Genomic DNA, 15,797 nt, shown 5'->3' with positions numbered 1-15,797 from the left:
GATACGAAACTTCATTTGCGTGTTAGCCCTTACTTGGTTCACCGGGGCCCCCGAAAAATATTCGGTATACTCTTCGAAGCCTCCGCTTCACTTTTTGGGGTGTTATTTGGATAAGCCCTCGACCGATTAGTACCTGTCAGCTCCATACATTGCTGCACTTCCACCTCAGGCCTATCAACCTCGTCGTCTTCAAGGGGTCTTACTAATTGGGAAATCTCATCTTGAGGAGGGCTTCACGCTTAGATGCTTTCAGCGTTTATCCCATCCGCACGTAGCTACCCAGCTATGCTCCTGGCGGAACAACTGGTGCACCAGCGGTGCGTCCATCCCGGTCCTCTCGTACTAAGGACAGCTCCTCTCAAATTTCCTACGCCCACGACAGATAGGGACCGAACTGTCTCACGACGTTCTGAACCCAGCTCGCGTACCGCTTTAATGGGCGAACAGCCCAACCCTTGGGACCTACTTCAGCCCCAGGATGCGATGAGCCGACATCGAGGTGCCAAACCTCCCCGTCGATGTGGACTCTTGGGGGAGATAAGCCTGTTATCCCCAGGGTAGCTTTTATCCGTTGAGCGATGGCCCTTCCATGCGGTACCACCGGATCACTAAGCCCGACTTTCGTCCCTGCTCGACTTGTCAGTCTCGCAGTCAAGCTCCCTTTTGCCTTTGCACTCTGCGAATGATTTCCAACCATTCTGAGGGAACCTTGGGGCGCCTCCGTTACTCTTTAGGAGGCGACCGCCCCAGTCAAACTACCCACCTGACACTGTCCCCGAACCGGATCACGGTCCCAGGTTAGAACTTCGATACGATCAGGGTGGTATCCCAACGGCGCCTCCACCGAAGCTGGCGCTCCGGATTCCTAGGCTCCCACCTATCCTGTACAAATCGCATCAAAGTTCAATATCAAGCTGTAGTAAAGCTCCATGGGGTCTTTCCGTCTTGTCGCGGGTAACCTGCATCTTCACAGGTATTAAAATTTCACCGGATCTCTCGTTGAGACAGCGCCCAAGTCGTTACGCCATTCGTGCGGGTCAGAATTTACCTGACAAGGAATTTCGCTACCTTAGGACCGTTATAGTTACGGCCGCCGTTTACTGGGGCTTCGGTTCACAGCTTCGGGTTACCCCTAACCGCTCCCCTTAACCTTCCAGCACCGGGCAGGCGTCAGCCCGTATACTTCGCCTTACGGCTTCGCACAGACCTGTGTTTTTGCTAAACAGTCGCTTGGGCCTTTTCACTGCGGCCCCCTCGTGCTATTCACACTACCGGGGCACCCCTTCTCCCAAAGTTACGGGGTCATTTTGCCGAGTTCCTTAACGAGAGTTCTTCCGCGCGCCTTAGAATTCTCTTCTCGCCTACCTGTGTCGGTTTGCGGTACGGGCACCTTCTCCTGGCTAGAGGCTTTTCTTGGCAGTGTGAGATCATGACCTTCGGTACTGTAAATTTTCCCTCCCCATCACAGCCCAGCCTTACGATGTGCGGATTTGCCTACACATCAGCCTCACTGCTTGGACGAGCATCCATCAGCTCGCGTCACTACCCTACTGCGTCACCCCATCGCTCATAACGGATTACGGTGGTACAGGAATTTCAACCTGTTGTCCTTCGACTACGCCTTTCGGCCTCGCCTTAGGTCCCGACTTACCCTGAGCGGACGAACCTTCCTCAGGAAACCTTGGGCTTTCGGCGGATCAGATTCTCACTGATCTTTTCGTTACTCATACCGGCATTCTCACTTGTATGCAGTCCACCAGTCCTTCCGGTCCAACTTCAATCCGCATACAACGCTCCCCTACCCCTGATGCAAAGCATCAAGCCATAGCTTCGGTGGTGTGTTTAGCCCCGTTACATTTTCGGCGCAGAGTCACTCGACCAGTGAGCTATTACGCACTCTTTAAATGGTGGCTGCTTCTAAGCCAACATCCTGGTTGTCTGTGCAACTCCACATCCTTTCCCACTTAACACACACTTGGGGACCTTAGCTGATGGTCTGGGCTGTTTCCCTCTTGACAATGGATCTTAGCACTCACTGTCTGACTCCCGGTTATAAGTCTATGGCATTCGGAGTTTGACTGAGCTTGGTAACCCTTGGCGGGCCCCGCACCCAATCAGTGCTCTACCTCCACGACTCTATTCACCGAGGCTAGCCCTAAAGCTATTTCGGGGAGAACCAGCTATCTCCGAGTTCGATTGGAATTTCTCCGCTACCCCCACCTCATCCCCGCATTTTTCAACATACGTGGGTTCGGGCCTCCAGTGCGTGTTACCGCACCTTCACCCTGGACAGGGGTAGATCACCCGGTTTCGGGTCTACGTCCACGTACTCAATCGCCCTATTCAGACTCGCTTTCGCTGCGGCTTCGGCTCTTCACCTTAACCTTGCACGGGAACGTAACTCGCCGGTTCATTCTACAAAAGGCACGCCATCACCCATAAATAGGGCTCTGACTTCTTGTAAGCACACGGTTTCAGGTTCTTTTTCACTCCCCTCCCGGGGTGCTTTTCACCTTTCCCTCACGGTACTGCTTCACTATCGGTCGCTAGGGAGTATTTAGCCTTACCAGATGGTCCTGGCAGATTCATACGGGGTTTCACGTGCCCCGCACTACTCGGGATCCGTCTCGGAGGGAACAGACTTTCGATTACAGGGCTTTTACCTTCTATGGCCGGCCTTTCCAGACCTGTTCGTCTAATCGGTTCCTTTGTAACTCCATGTGAGACGTCCCACAACCCCAGAGAGCAAGCTCTCTGGTTTAGGCTAATCCGCGTTCGCTCGCCGCTACTGACGGAATCACTTTTGTTTTCTCTTCCTCAGGGTACTTAGATGTTTCAGTTCCCCTGGTATGCCTCTTCACACCCTATGTATTCAGATGTGAGTGACTGCGTATGAACACAGCCGGGTTTCCCCATTCGGACACCCCCGGATCAAAGCTTGCTTACAGCTCCCCGAGGCAGTTTCGTTGTTCGCCACGTCCTTCTTCGGCTCCTAGCGCCTAGGCATCCTCCGTGTGCTCTTAGTAGCTTAACCATAATACTTCGGTTTTGCGCCTGGCGCTCTGTTGTTCGCCGATTTCTTGATCAAGTAAATTCATACAAGGTAGAAATCGTCTCACAAAGGATCTCCAGTCTCAAACCTACGCTAGCCACTTTTAATTCAAAACTTGTTAGACACAAGTTTCAGATAAAAGGAATTTTCTAAAACGCAAATTTCGTTTCGTTATCCAGTTTTCAAGGATCAAGGACGGAACTTTTATAATGATCACCTACGGTGACGTTCAAAATTCCTGTCAATCTGTCCAACCCCCATTTTACCGGCGGAAGACTATCTTATCAAATCCGCGCTCACCGTTCAAGCGGTAAGTTATGGAAGAGATATTGTGTATGGTGGAGCCAAGCGGGATCGAACCGCTGACCTCCTGCTTGCAAGGCAGGCGCTCTCCCAGCTGAGCTATGGCCCCATATCCAAGCCCCAAAAAATTTACGGCACACTCCGAAACTTGTCCCGTAACAAATCACGGGAGCTTCATCAAGCATGACGCATATTATGGAGTTGTATGGTGGGCCCTAGTGGACTCGAACCACCGACCTCACCCTTATCAGGGGTGCGCTCTAACCAGCTGAGCTAAGGGCCCATACAGGGAATGTTCAATTTAAATAACACCCATAAAACGGGGTGCGCTTGGCGACGTCCTACTCTCCCAGGACCCTGCGGTCCAAGTACCATCGGCGCTGGAGGGCTTAACGGTCGTGTTCGAGATGGGTACGTGTGGAACCCCTCCGCCATTGCCACCAAACGCTTGAGAGTTGAACTCTCAAAACTGATCAACGAGTGAGCTGTATTTGTACCGCTTCGCTACGGAAGCGAGGTACTCCATAGAAAGGAGGTGATCCAGCCGCACCTTCCGATACGGCTACCTTGTTACGACTTCACCCCAATCATCTACCCCACCTTCGGCGGCTGGCCCCTTGCGGTTACCTCACCGACTTCGGGTGTTGTAAACTCTCGTGGTGTGACGGGCGGTGTGTACAAGACCCGGGAACGTATTCACCGCGGCATGCTGATCCGCGATTACTAGCAATTCCGACTTCATGCAGGCGAGTTGCAGCCTGCAATCCGAACTGAGACCAGCTTTGATAGGATTCGCTCCACCTCGCGGTTTCGCTTCCCGTTGTACTGGCCATTGTAGTACGTGTGTAGCCCAGGTCATAAGGGGCATGATGATTTGACGTCATCCCCACCTTCCTCCGGTTTGTCACCGGCAGTCGATCTAGAGTGCCCACCTTCATGTGCTGGCAACTAAACCTAAGGGTTGCGCTCGTTGCGGGACTTAACCCAACATCTCACGACACGAGCTGACGACAACCATGCACCACCTGTCTCCTCTGTCCCGAAGGAAAGGCCTATCTCTAGACCGGTCAGAGGGATGTCAAGACCTGGTAAGGTTCTTCGCGTTGCTTCGAATTAAACCACATACTCCACTGCTTGTGCGGGTCCCCGTCAATTCCTTTGAGTTTCAGTCTTGCGACCGTACTCCCCAGGCGGAATGCTTAATGTGTTAACTTCGGCACCAAGGGTATCGAAACCCCTAACACCTAGCATTCATCGTTTACGGCGTGGACTACCAGGGTATCTAATCCTGTTTGCTACCCACGCTTTCGCGCCTCAGCGTCAGTTACAGCCCAGAGAGTCGCCTTCGCCACTGGTGTTCCTCCACATCTCTACGCATTTCACCGCTACACGTGGAATTCCACTCTCCTCTTCTGCACTCAAGTCACCCAGTTTCCAGTGCGACTCGGAGTTGAGCCCCGAGTTTATACACCAGACTTAAATGACCGCCTGCGCGCGCTTTACGCCCAATAATTCCGGACAACGCTTGCCCCCTACGTATTACCGCGGCTGCTGGCACGTAGTTAGCCGGGGCTTTCTTCTCAGGTACCGTCACTCTCAGAGCAGTTACTCTCCAAGACATTCTTCCCTGGCAACAGAGCTTTACGATCCGAAAACCTTCATCACTCACGCGGCGTTGCTCCGTCAGACTTTCGTCCATTGCGGAAGATTCCCTACTGCTGCCTCCCGTAGGAGTCTGGGCCGTGTCTCAGTCCCAGTGTGGCCGTTCACCCTCTCAGGCCGGCTACGCATCGTCGCCTTGGTAGGCCTTTACCCCACCAACTAGCTAATGCGCCGTAGGCCCATCTGTAAGTGACAGATTGCTCCGTCTTTCAGCATCCCGCCATGCGGCGAAATGATTTATCCGGTATTAGCTACCGTTTCCGGCAGTTATCCCAGTCTTACAGGCAGGTTGCCTACGTATTACTCACCCGTCCGCCGCTAAATTATTTCGGAAGCAAGCTTCCAAAATAATTCCGCTCGACTTGCATGTATTAGGCACGCCGCCAGCGTTCGTCCTGAGCCAGGATCAAACTCTCCAATAAAGTTTGACTTGCTCATTTTGAATCTGACGAGATCAGATTTGCATCTGACTCTATTATTTAGATTTCACTTCCGTGAAACCCGCTCACTCGTTGTTCAGTTTTCAAAGATCAACCTTGTTTCGCGTGTCGCCGTTGTTTCAGCAGCGACCTTTATAATATATCATACTCACTCTTCTTAAGTCAATACTTTTTTTAAAAAAATATTTTACTGACTGACCCTGCCAAGCACGGCCATTTGAAGAAGCGATTTATAATGTATCACAGAACTCAATTTAACGTCAACCACGAAATGTGATTATAACATTGTTAATTTAAGCCCAAGCAGTAAACCTACACCAGGCAGGCCAAGAATAAGCACCGTGCTTATCGTGACCGGGTTCATCGGAATATATGTCTCCGTGAGCAGACCCGAGAAATTGACGATATATATTCCGAGTGCAGCCAACACAACATGAAGGCCAAGGCGAGTAAGCCATGCCAATCCCAGTCTGCGCGAAAACACGATATAACCTAGCAGCAGCAATGACCCGATAAGCACCAGAGACAATATCATTTTCATCATTCGTCCCCCCTCCTAACAGAAACATATATCGCCTATCAGTCTCGAAGATAGAATCCGTCCTTTGAGTATGACCCAAATTGAAATGGCTCCCATGTCACATTCGCCTGCTTTGCCGCCCTTAAGTGAACCTGGTACCTTCTTTCCGCGGCTTCCAGCGTATATATGGCTATATCTACCTCATCCGCACCCACTGCCTCCTGAAGGGCACAATAAGCCTGCTCCCACTGTCGCCGGGCTTTCATTACCTCACGATACAATTGCTCCTTATATTCAAGCTCATTATCGTACTGTCTCATTTTCTTCCTGCTCAGCAGCCATTGCCTCAATTTCACGTTTTATCCGCCCCCCAGATCGGTATATTTCATGTGTATCGGGAAAGGGACAAACTTAGAACTACCGCGTACAAATGGGCTATAAAAAGTAAAAAAGAAGCCCTGGTCATAAAACCAGTGCTTCCGAATTAACCTTCTTTAAAGTTACCTTAATTCACGCCGCCCCTCGAGCGCCTTGGATAAGGTTACTTCATCCGCATACTCCAAGTCGCCGCCGACCGGCAGCCCATGGGCAATCCGGGTAACCCGGATGTCGAACGGCTTCACGAGGCGAGAAATATACATCGCCGTAGCCTCTCCTTCGATGTTGGGGTTAGTCGCCAAAATCAGCTCTTTAACCCGCTCATCGCTAAGGCGGTTAAGCAGCTCCTTCAGCCGGATATCATCCGGACCAAGTCCTTCCATGGGTGAAATAGCGCCTTGCAGTACATGATAGTAACCATCAAACTCTTTCGTCCGTTCCATGGCCACCAAATCCTTGGAGTCCTGGACTACGCAAATTACGGATGAATCCCGCGTCTTGTCCTGGCAAATCCGGCAAGGATCGGTATCCGTAATATTGCAGCATACTGAACAGTAGTGAAGATTCCGTTTGACGCTAACCAGAGCCTTGGCAAAATCAATCACATCGTCTTCCTTCATGTTCAGCACGTGAAACGCCAGCCTCGCGGCCGTCTTAGGGCCGATTCCCGGCAGATGAGTAAAAGCGTCGATCAGCTTGGCGATCGGTTCGGGATAATACAATGAGCGTGATCTCCTTCAGTCGTATAATTAGAACAGGCCTGGAATTTTCATTCCGCCTGTGAATTTACCCATGTCGTTGTTAGCCAGCTCATCCGCTTTGCCAAGCGCATCATTTACCGCGGTCAGCACCAAGTCCTGCAGCATTTCCACGTCGTCCGGATCTACAGCCTCTGGCTTGATATTGATGGACAACACTTTCTTATGTCCGGTCACTTCAACGGTAACTACGCCGCCGCCCGCGCTTCCCTCGACGGTTTTGCTGCCGAGCTCCTCCTGGGCTTTCAGCATTTGCTCCTGCATTTTCTTCACTTGCTTCATCATTTGGTTCATATTGTTCATCTGTCCAACATCTCCTTCTTCTTAGTCATTTATATGTTAATCAGAATTGTACAAAAATCCAGCCTGTTACTCCTTCACAACAACGAGGTCATCCCCAAACATGTTCAAAGCCTCGTCTACCCATGGCTCCTTGCCGCCGCCATCATCCGAGGGCTCTAACTGAAAAGGCTCCTCCTTCGATGTCTCTGACCCAGCGCCTTCAATACTGTCATTCCAGTCCTTGAGCATCATCGTCACCAGACGGTACGGTGAACCCATCACCCGCTCCATTACCATTTCAATGAGCTGCTTGTTCGCAGGCTTCTCTGTAGTTTCGCGGTGAATATCGTTCTTGAATGCGACTAGGATGGCATCATCCAGCACGGAAACGGGCTCGCCGTTCACAAACCAGGCATGAATGGTAATCTTCTCATCCTTAACCCCTTGCAGCACCTGATTCCATTTTCCTTGCACTTCCATGAATTCCGGGCTGCTGCGCTGGGCTACATAGCGGTCAATCCCCGCTGGGATCTTGGCCTTCGAGGCCACGCGAGGCGCCGTCGTCCGCGATGCCGGGCGATTCCCTCTGTTATCCCCGTCTTGGCTTCCGCCACCGAGTCCCCCCTGCATTGCGCGCTCAAGCTTCTTCTCCAGCTCCGCCACCTGCCGGCGAAGCTGCTGAATCTCAGATGGATCGGCAGGGGAGCTCGCAGTAACAGCAGAGGCAGCCTGTACATTAACCGCTTCTTCGCTCTGCGGAATGCTGCAGAGCTTCAAAAGAGCTACCTCAAACAGCGTCTGCGGCTGCAGCGCATATTTCATCTCGGTCTGATAATGGTTCAGCGTGTCGATAATCCGGAACAGTTGCGGGCGCGTAAACACTTCTGCCATCTCTCTGAATTCCTGGAGATCCAGCGCGCGCTCCGTCATTTTTTCCGCATTCGGCACCATTTTAATCATCAATAAATCCCGGAAGTAATACAGCAGATTCTCCATGCATTTATCAGCGCTTTTGCCTTCCTGCATAAGACCCTCAATCAACTGCAGCATACCGCCGACATCGCCTTCGATCAGCGTCTTCGCGATTTCCGCGAACTGCTTCGAAGGAATCCCGCCTGTCATATCCAGCGCCTGCTTGTAGGATACATGCCCGTCTGAGAACGAAGCGATCTGATCCAGGATGCTCAGCGCATCCCGCATGCCGCCATCCGACAACCGCGCGATATACTGGATAGCTTCATCCTCGGCCGTAATGCCCTCCTGTTCGCAAATCAGCTTTAACCGCTCGCACTGTTCCTCCAGGGATACCCGGCGGAAGTCAAAGCGTTGACAGCGGGATATTACCGTTGCTGGAAGCCGGTGCGGCTCCGTTGTCGCAAGGATAAACATGACATGCGGCGGCGGCTCCTCCAGCGTCTTAAGCAGCGCATTAAATGCTTCCGTCGTCAGCATGTGAACTTCATCAATAATATAAACCTTCTGCCGCACCTCGGTAGGGGCATATTTCACCTTTTCGCGCAAATCACGAATTTCCTCGACTCCCCTGTTGGAAGCGGCGTCAATCTCAAGTACATCCATAACAGCCCCTGCCGTAATCCGGCGGCAAGCGTCACATTCGTTGCACGGCTCCGAAGCCGGCCCCTTCTTGCAGTTCACGGCTTTGGCCAAAATTTTGGCCGCGCTCGTCTTCCCCGTTCCCCGAGGCCCGCTAAACAAATAAGCATGCGACAGCCGCTGCTCCCGAATCGCGTTCTGCAGCGTGCGAATAATGTGCTGTTGTCCTACCATGTCCTGAAACGACTGCGGCCGCCAAGCACGGTACAGCGCAATATGCTCCATATGCGGCACCTTCTTTCTTCTTGAAACGATAATCGTCACTTTCCCATTATACTATACTCGAGGGACGAGAAAAACTTCTATCCGGACATGTCCCCGAGTAAAAGATTAACCCTTCACTCCCTTCAATACAAGCAGGAAGATTGCGGATGATTTCGGACGAAGGGGTCCGGTAAATAAAAACAAAAAAAAAAACATCTCTGTCCGAAAGACAAAGATGTCGCTCTATAAACCTATGTAGCCGTGCACCTGTTATTGATCATTGCGATCCAAGCGGCACCTTTACGGCGCAACTCGAGACAGGCTTCCCCCCGGCACAAAAGTATGACTGCTTATGGCTGCTTCCTTCCGGACCTGACCAGGTTCACAGGTACTCATTGCGGAGGACCCGTCTGTCAACGTCTGCCGTAAAGACCGGACCTCACATCAGCAAGACCTCTAACAGGAATTCAACCTCGCTATAGCGGATTGCGAGTTACAGGGCACCGCTACCTCCCCATCTAGCACGGTGAAAATAAGTATAGCTCATACCTGTCCAAAATGCAACTGACGGTAAAAGTTGTCTATTTAAGATTATTCGTGAACACATGCCTTCTCTCTCAAAGTTTGATATATTTATAGAATAATATGGAACTTCATAGAGAGGATGTACCTTAATGAGAAGAATAGGTAAATTCGCCCTCGCCGCCTCGATATGGATCGGCACTCTTAGCGGAGTAACGTCGCTGCCGCAGCAAGCTCATGCCGACACCTCAATCCGCATCATGCTTGACGGATACCCCCTGCAGTTTCCAGCCGAGCCTATCATTAAAGAGGGAACTACTCTTGTGCCGTTTCGCGCGATCTCAGAAGCGCTCGGCATTCAAGTAACTTGGGACGCAAACACAAAGAGCATCTCCGCCGTCAAAGGGAATGGTCCTAGTTCTGTTCGCGTACAGCTCACCCTAAACAGCAGGAAGTCGACCGTGAATGGATCCAGTGTAGACCTGGCGGTAGCGCCCCAGACTTCAGACGGGCATACCTTAATCCCGCTCAGCTTCTTCAGCCAGCAATTCGGCGCCCAAGTCAACTGGGATCAGAAAACGCGTACCGTCTCAATCTCCTCCCCGAAGCAGCGAATGTATACCATGGGCTTCTACGCCATCTCGTCCTTCTCCGACGCATCGGTCATACCAAGCCTGGACTCCGTCGCCTTCGGTTGGAGCCGGATTGACGAGAACGGCAAATTTACGCTAAGCGGAAAAGATTTCAAATGGCCCCAGCCTGCGGGAGACATCACCCCCGAGAGTTTGGTCAATGAAGCGGCCAAATCACGGACCCTCCCCTATTTAATGGTCTACTCGGGAGACGTTCATGGCGAATTAACCAAAATCATCGAAAATGCCGACGCCCGGAAACAGGCCATTACAGAAATGATCGCTGCCGCTAAAAACAATCAATTTCAAGGCATCCTGCTGGATTTCGAAGGGCTGGGACTTACCACGGACAAAGCGAAGACCCGTTCTTCCTTCACTGCCTTCGTCAAGGAGGTATCCTTGCAAGCCAAATCCGAGAATCTGAGGCTGGCTCTTGCGCTCCATCCGCTGAACTCCTCGTATCAAGGCTATGACTACAAAGCGCTAGGCCAAATTGCCGACGAAATCATCATCATGGCCTATGATTACCGCAGCAGCGGCGGAACAGGACAGCCGGAGCCTGCCGATAAAGTGGATGAAGCGATTCGCCTTGCCCTGAAGGAGACGAAGAAGGACAAGCTGGTGCTTGGTCTGAACCTTAACAGCGAGAATACCCATTCAGTGAACACGCTGATCGGCTTAGCAAAACGCTACAGCCTCAAAGGCATAGCGATATGGAGACTCGGGTTAGTCAGCAGCGACGAGTGGACACAAATGCAACAAAGTATCGAATTCAAAAAATAAAATCGGTAACGACAACAAATCCCCCGCCTGATGGCAGGGGATTTTCCATGTATTTCACGATGCCGCAACGCAGCATGTCTCTATCAAACGTAGATTAGATGCCGTATTTCTTCTTAAATTTATCAACACGTCCACCAGCATCCACGAATTTCTGTTTACCTGTGAAGAATGGATGGCAGTTGGAGCAAATCTCAACGCGCAGGTCTTGTTTCACAGAACCTGTCTCAAAGGTATTTCCGCAAGCGCAAGTTACCGTTGTCACGTGATATTTAGGTTGAATAGCTTCGTTCATGACTTCACCTTCTTTCCGCCCTGGGCCTCAAGCGTGCACAGAGTTATAATGACACATAACGTGATTATATCACGCCATGTTTTGTCGCGCAATTGGAATATATGAGGTTTACCCCCGTACTTTTACTCGTGCTAATTCAGCAGGGGGTACATGGGTATAAGAACCGATGACTACATCCGGCAGCTCTTGCTGAAATATTTCAATCGCCTGCTTCATGCCGAATATATCCCCTTTTGCTGGAGGAATAAGCTGCAAATAACTCTCTGGGTCAATATTAAGGTTGCGAAGCTGAATCAGGCGAAGCTTTGTACGACGGGCGAATTCAATCATCGCCTCGATCTCTTCCTCCCGATCCGTCACGCCCGGAAAAATCAAGTAGTTAATCGACGTATACACGCCCTGATCCGAGGCATAGCGGAGCGACTTCTCTACATTCGCCAAAGAATACCCGCGGGGCTTGTAGTAAGCATTATAATGATCATCCAACGCACTAATCGTACTCACGCGCATCAAATCAAGCCCGGCATCGACAATGCCGCGGATATGGTCGCTCAGCCCCGCATTCGTATTTATATTGATATAACCTATATCCGTCTGGCGCCGAACCTCGCGGATCGCTTCGATGATCAGCTTCGCTTGCGTCGAAGGCTCTCCCTCGCAGCCTTGACCGAAGCTGATAATCGATTCCGGGGTCTTCAAATGCTCCAGCATGATTTCAACGATTTCTTCGACGCGCGGACGGAAGTTCATGCGCGTCTGCGGAGCGACGAACCCGCTGTCATCCGGCTGCTCCGAGATGCAGCCAAAGCAGCCCGCATTACAAGAGTACGACACGGGAACCGCACCCTCCCAGCGATTCAGGAACGTGTTCGAAGCAGTCAAACATTCATATCCCAGGGCACAATTCGAGAGATGCTCGTATAAGCGGTTCTCGGGATATTTTGTCCGCAGCGCCTTGACTTGATTCTTCAGCTCCAGCGGATCGCAATTCAAAGGATTCCATTTCTCGGGATCGTCGGATAAACGCGCCGTTACGTAAAATTGGCCGTCCTTCCATACCACCGCAGAATATCCGAACAGCGGGAGCTTATATTTTTTATCCGTTTTTACATAACCCGGAAGACAGAGGCGGGTAAATCCCTGTGGAAGCAGAGCCCCCACGGCCTGGACATCTCCAGGGACCGGCATCATTTCACCGGTGTCTGGATCCATCCCTACCGGCCTCGTTGAGGGAAGCCCGACCAGAGTCGCCCCTTCTGGCAGCGGAATGAGCTCATCCTCCAGAATTTCCACGATCATGTCCCCGCTGCGAGCCAAACCGTACATTGAGGGGTGATCATATACTTGCCCTTTGTTGTCTGCATATACTAAATACATGTCGTTCTCCTCTTTGCCTTTCGATTGCGGAATGCTTCAGCCATTCCATGGCGCCAGGCCTATTGTTAAGATGACGAACCCGATCCGGAGCCTGAAGGCGCAGCGGTACGGGTCGTACGGCGCGTGCTGCTTCCACTGCCAGACGAAGCTGCGTTATTGCCAGCGGTGTCGAAGGAAGCTAGAAACTCCTCGTTAGTCTTGCTGTCACGCAACTTTTTCAAGAACCCCTCCACAAAGTCGTAGGAGTCGTTCATATTTTTGCGGATAGACCAAATCGTATCAAGCTCTTCTTTCGTCAAGAGCACTTCTTCGCGTCTCGTCCCGGAACGGCGGATATCGATAGCCGGGAAAATCCGGCGCTCCGCTAGCTTCCGATCCAAGTGAAGCTCCATGTTTCCAGTCCCCTTGAACTCTTCGTAAATGATGTCATCCATGCGGGAGCCCGTATCTACTAGAGCCGTTGCCAAAATGGTCAGGCTTCCGCCCTCCTCTACATTCCGAGCCGACCCAAAGAAACGCTTCGGACGATGGAAGGCCGCGGGATCGATCCCCCCGCTCAGCGTACGGCCTGAAGGCGGAACGACCAGGTTATAGGCTCTGGCCAGACGAGTTATGCTGTCTAGCAGAATAACAACATCCTTCTTATGCTCTACCAAACGAAGCGCGCGCTGCAGCACAAGCTCAGCCACCTTGATATGGTTCTCAGGCAGCTCATCGAACGTGGAAGCGATCACTTCCCCCTTTACCGAACGCTGCATATCCGTAACTTCCTCCGGGCGTTCATCGATAAGTAACACAAATAGCTCAATCTCGGGATGATTAGTAGAAATGCTGTTGGCGATTTCCTTTAGCAACAGCGTCTTTCCTGCCTTGGGCGGTGCCACGATCAAACCGCGTTGTCCAAGTCCAACAGGGGCTAGAACATCCATAATGCGAGTGGATAAATGGTTAGGGGTTGTTTCAAGCACGAGCTTGCTTTGCGGATAAAGAGGTGTTAATGCCGGGAAGTGCAGACGCTCTGCTGCGATGGCCGGGTTCTCGCCATTAACGGCATTCACTTGCAATAGTCCGAAGTATCGTTCATTTTCTTTGGGCGCCCTGCATTTGCCGGACACCAGATCACCTGTCCTCAAATCAAATTTCCGGATCTGGGAGGCCGAGATATAAATATCCTCCGTACTGGGCAAATAGTTGATCGGGCGGAGGAAGCCGTAGCCCTCGGGTAAGATCTCCAGGACGCCTTCCATGAACATCAGACCGCTCTGTTCCGCCTGAGCCCTCAGGATCGCAAAGATAAGTTCTTTCTTCTTAAGCTGGCCGTAATAAGGAATCTGATACTGCTTCGCCAGCTTGTACAGCTCGGTCAGTTTCATTTCTTCCAAGTCGGCAATTTGTAAATCCATATAGTATACCACCTATTCAATTTTTTCGTTGTGCAGCAATGATTGATTGTCTATTACACTATGAAACCAGTATAAGTCTAAAAATCAGAAAATTGATAGACGCATTTTACTAATATTACCCGGTTCCAGCAAAAATATGCGAGCGGCAGAGAACTTCTACTCTGCCTGACGCCACACATCGGCACCGAGTGCACGCAGGTTGGTCACAAGACGATCGTACCCGCGATCGATCAACTCGACGCCGGATACTTCCGTGACCCCTTCCTTGACGGTAAGGCCCGCAATGACGAGCGCCGCCCCTGCCCGCAGATCGGTCGCCTTGACCTTAGCCGCGTTCAGCTCGCCGCCCTCGATAATGGCCGAGCGCCCTTCCACGCGAATCTTCGCGCCCATCCGTACGAGCTCCGGGACATGCTTGAACCGGCTGCTATACACGAAATCGCTTAATACACTGACCCCTTCCGCCTGTGTAAGCAGACTGGTCATCGGAGACTGCATATCCGTCGGAAAGCCTGGATAGACAAGGGCCTTCACGTCAACATGCTCATACCGAGGCGCGCCAAGAACACGAATGGACTCGTCCATTTCTTCGACCGTAACGCCCATTTCGATTAACTTCGCCGTAAGCGCCTCAAGGTGCTTCGGAATAACCCCGTCGATGATCATGTCGCCGCGGGTCGCGGCTGCAGCGATCATATAAGTACCCGCCTGAATCCGGTCAGGAATAATCGAGTGGCGGCAGCCGCTCATCTCCCTAACCCCTTCAATTCGGATCGTCTCGGTCCCCGCGCCCTTGATGCTGGCTCCCATCGAGTTCAGCAATGTGGCAACATCTATAATTTCAGGCTCCTTCGCAGCATTCTCAATAATCGTGGAGCCTTTGGCTCTCGCGGCCGCCAACATAATGTTAATCGTAGCACCGACGCTGCACACATCCAGATATATTTTGGCGCCTCTCAGCTCTTTAGCCTGGAGATGGATGGAGCCGTGCTCATTCGTAACCGTGGCTCCCAGCGCCTCAAACCCCTTAATATGCTGGTCGATGGGACGTGGCTCGAAGTTACAGCCCCCTGGCAGCCCAATCGTTGCCTCCCCAAATCTGCCCAGCATGGCGCCCATCATATAATAAGAGGCCCGCAGCTTCTTCACGGGGCCGTTAGGCATCGGAATAGGGCGAATCTGGCTCGGATCGATCTTGATTTTGCCGTCCGTCCAGGTTACCCTCGCTCCCAGCTCCTCCAATATTTCCGTATATACCGCCACATCGCTAAGATGCGGCAAATTATCCAGAGTTACTTCCGATTCCGCCAGGATGACGGCAGGAAGGAGCGCAATCGCGCTGTTCTTGGCTCCACTAATTTGAACGGTCCCCCTGAGCGGGCGTCCGCCATGAATCATTAACTTTTCCATAAGAAGAAAATCCCCCTGAAGCCGAAAATAGTTCCTCAATCCATTGGACATAATACATCTTGCTCAATAGCACTCAACGATTCTTATCCATAATACCACTTATGTACTGAAATAGGAAAGACACCGCCCGAGGAGCGGTGTCTTTCTTGTGATATGAATTGCAAA

General features: G+C 51.6%; 10 protein-coding genes, 2 tRNA genes, 3 rRNA genes and 1 other RNA gene. 1 reads left to right on the top strand and 15 read right to left on the bottom strand.

Annotation, left to right across the window (positions count from 1 at the left end):
• Nucleotides 1–106 precede the first annotated feature (106 nt).
• The 11 genes from QNH46_RS00670 to ffs all read right to left on the bottom strand — a co-directional run bounded on the left by QNH46_RS00670 (nucleotide 107) and on the right by ffs (nucleotide 9,740).
• Nucleotides 107–3,034 (bottom strand): 23S ribosomal RNA (locus QNH46_RS00670).
• 354 nt (nucleotides 3,035–3,388) lie between these two features.
• Nucleotides 3,389–3,464, bottom strand: a tRNA-Ala gene (locus QNH46_RS00665).
• 97 nt (nucleotides 3,465–3,561) lie between these two features.
• A tRNA-Ile gene (locus tag QNH46_RS00660) sits at nucleotides 3,562–3,638 on the bottom strand.
• 45 nt (nucleotides 3,639–3,683) lie between these two features.
• Nucleotides 3,684–3,800 (bottom strand): 5S ribosomal RNA (rrf, locus tag QNH46_RS00655).
• 83 nt (nucleotides 3,801–3,883) lie between these two features.
• Nucleotides 3,884–5,439 (bottom strand): 16S ribosomal RNA (locus QNH46_RS00650).
• The 16S, 23S and 5S rRNA genes sit together here with 2 tRNA genes alongside, the layout of an rRNA operon.
• A 295-nt stretch (nucleotides 5,440–5,734) precedes the next feature.
• On the bottom strand, nucleotides 5,735–5,998 hold the full coding sequence (locus tag QNH46_RS00645; protein ID WP_213595551.1) for a pro-sigmaK processing inhibitor BofA family protein: 264 nt from the start codon (nucleotides 5,996–5,998) through the stop codon (nucleotides 5,735–5,737).
• 38 nt (nucleotides 5,999–6,036) lie between these two features.
• Nucleotides 6,037–6,333: a DUF2508 family protein gene (locus tag QNH46_RS00640; protein ID WP_213595541.1), complete on the bottom strand. Its 297-nt coding sequence runs from the start codon at nucleotides 6,331–6,333 to the stop codon at nucleotides 6,037–6,039.
• A 144-nt stretch (nucleotides 6,334–6,477) separates the two neighbouring features.
• Nucleotides 6,478–7,077, bottom strand: a complete 600-nt coding sequence (gene recR / locus QNH46_RS00635) for a recombination mediator RecR (protein WP_055105465.1) — start codon at nucleotides 7,075–7,077, stop codon at nucleotides 6,478–6,480.
• Nucleotides 7,078–7,104: 27 nt separating this feature from the next.
• Nucleotides 7,105–7,416, bottom strand: a complete 312-nt coding sequence (locus QNH46_RS00630; RefSeq protein ID WP_213595537.1) for a YbaB/EbfC family nucleoid-associated protein — start codon at nucleotides 7,414–7,416, stop codon at nucleotides 7,105–7,107.
• Nucleotides 7,417–7,482: 66 nt separating this feature from the next.
• A complete protein-coding gene (gene dnaX / locus QNH46_RS00625; protein WP_283926492.1) occupies nucleotides 7,483–9,234 on the bottom strand; it encodes a DNA polymerase III subunit gamma/tau in 1,752 nt (583 codons plus the stop codon).
• Between the two features lie 238 nt (nucleotides 9,235–9,472).
• Nucleotides 9,473–9,740: signal recognition particle sRNA large type (gene ffs, locus QNH46_RS00620), an RNA gene on the bottom strand.
• 147 nt (nucleotides 9,741–9,887) lie between these two features.
• Between ffs and QNH46_RS00615 the strand changes: the two genes are divergently transcribed.
• On the top strand, nucleotides 9,888–11,150 hold the full coding sequence (locus QNH46_RS00615) for a stalk domain-containing protein (RefSeq protein WP_283926491.1): 1,263 nt from the start codon (nucleotides 9,888–9,890) through the stop codon (nucleotides 11,148–11,150).
• Nucleotides 11,151–11,244: 94 nt separating this feature from the next.
• On the opposite strand, the gene rpmE is transcribed toward QNH46_RS00615, so the two are convergent.
• The 4 genes from rpmE to murA all read right to left on the bottom strand — a co-directional run bounded on the left by rpmE (nucleotide 11,245) and on the right by murA (nucleotide 15,632).
• Nucleotides 11,245–11,442 carry a 50S ribosomal protein L31 gene (rpmE, locus tag QNH46_RS00610; RefSeq protein WP_155613487.1) on the bottom strand — a complete coding sequence of 66 codons (198 nt, stop codon included), beginning with the start codon at nucleotides 11,440–11,442 and terminating at the stop codon, nucleotides 11,245–11,247.
• Nucleotides 11,443–11,550: 108 nt separating this feature from the next.
• The gene (locus QNH46_RS00605; RefSeq protein ID WP_283926490.1) at nucleotides 11,551–12,819 is read right to left on the bottom strand and encodes a radical SAM family protein; all 1,269 of its coding nucleotides are present in this window, start codon (nucleotides 12,817–12,819) and stop codon (nucleotides 11,551–11,553) included.
• A gap of 65 nt (nucleotides 12,820–12,884) precedes the next feature.
• The gene (rho, locus tag QNH46_RS00600; RefSeq protein ID WP_283926489.1) at nucleotides 12,885–14,222 is read right to left on the bottom strand and encodes a transcription termination factor Rho; all 1,338 of its coding nucleotides are present in this window, start codon (nucleotides 14,220–14,222) and stop codon (nucleotides 12,885–12,887) included.
• Between the two features lie 156 nt (nucleotides 14,223–14,378).
• Entirely contained in the window at nucleotides 14,379–15,632 is a 1,254-nt protein-coding gene (gene murA / locus QNH46_RS00595; RefSeq protein ID WP_283926488.1) for a UDP-N-acetylglucosamine 1-carboxyvinyltransferase, read from the bottom strand.
• Nucleotides 15,633–15,797: the final 165 nt, after the last annotated feature.

It is taken from the genome of Paenibacillus woosongensis (assembly GCF_030122845.1).
Taxonomy (GTDB): Bacteria; Bacillota; Bacilli; order Paenibacillales; family Paenibacillaceae; genus Fontibacillus; species Fontibacillus woosongensis_A.
Note: the sequence above shows the minus strand (reverse complement) of the source record. Positions and strands in the feature narration are given on the sequence as shown.

What these genes read in the sequence shown, in the direction of transcription:
- rho (WP_283926489.1), bottom strand. Translation starts at nt 14,222, where the DNA reads ATGGATTTACAAATTGCCGACTTGGAAGAAATGAAACTGACCGAGCTG.
- QNH46_RS00630 (WP_213595537.1), bottom strand. Translation starts at nt 7,416, where the DNA reads ATGAACAATATGAACCAAATGATGAAGCAAGTGAAGAAAATGCAGGAG.
- QNH46_RS00615 (WP_283926491.1), top strand. Translation starts at nt 9,888, where the DNA reads ATGAGAAGAATAGGTAAATTCGCCCTCGCCGCCTCGATATGGATCGGC.
- dnaX (WP_283926492.1), bottom strand. Translation starts at nt 9,234, where the DNA reads ATGGAGCATATTGCGCTGTACCGTGCTTGGCGGCCGCAGTCGTTTCAG.
- rpmE (WP_155613487.1), bottom strand. Translation starts at nt 11,442, where the DNA reads ATGAACGAAGCTATTCAACCTAAATATCACGTGACAACGGTAACTTGC.
- murA (WP_283926488.1), bottom strand. Translation starts at nt 15,632, where the DNA reads ATGGAAAAGTTAATGATTCATGGCGGACGCCCGCTCAGGGGGACCGTT.
- QNH46_RS00605 (WP_283926490.1), bottom strand. Translation starts at nt 12,819, where the DNA reads ATGTATTTAGTATATGCAGACAACAAAGGGCAAGTATATGATCACCCC.
- QNH46_RS00645 (WP_213595551.1), bottom strand. Translation starts at nt 5,998, where the DNA reads ATGAAAATGATATTGTCTCTGGTGCTTATCGGGTCATTGCTGCTGCTA.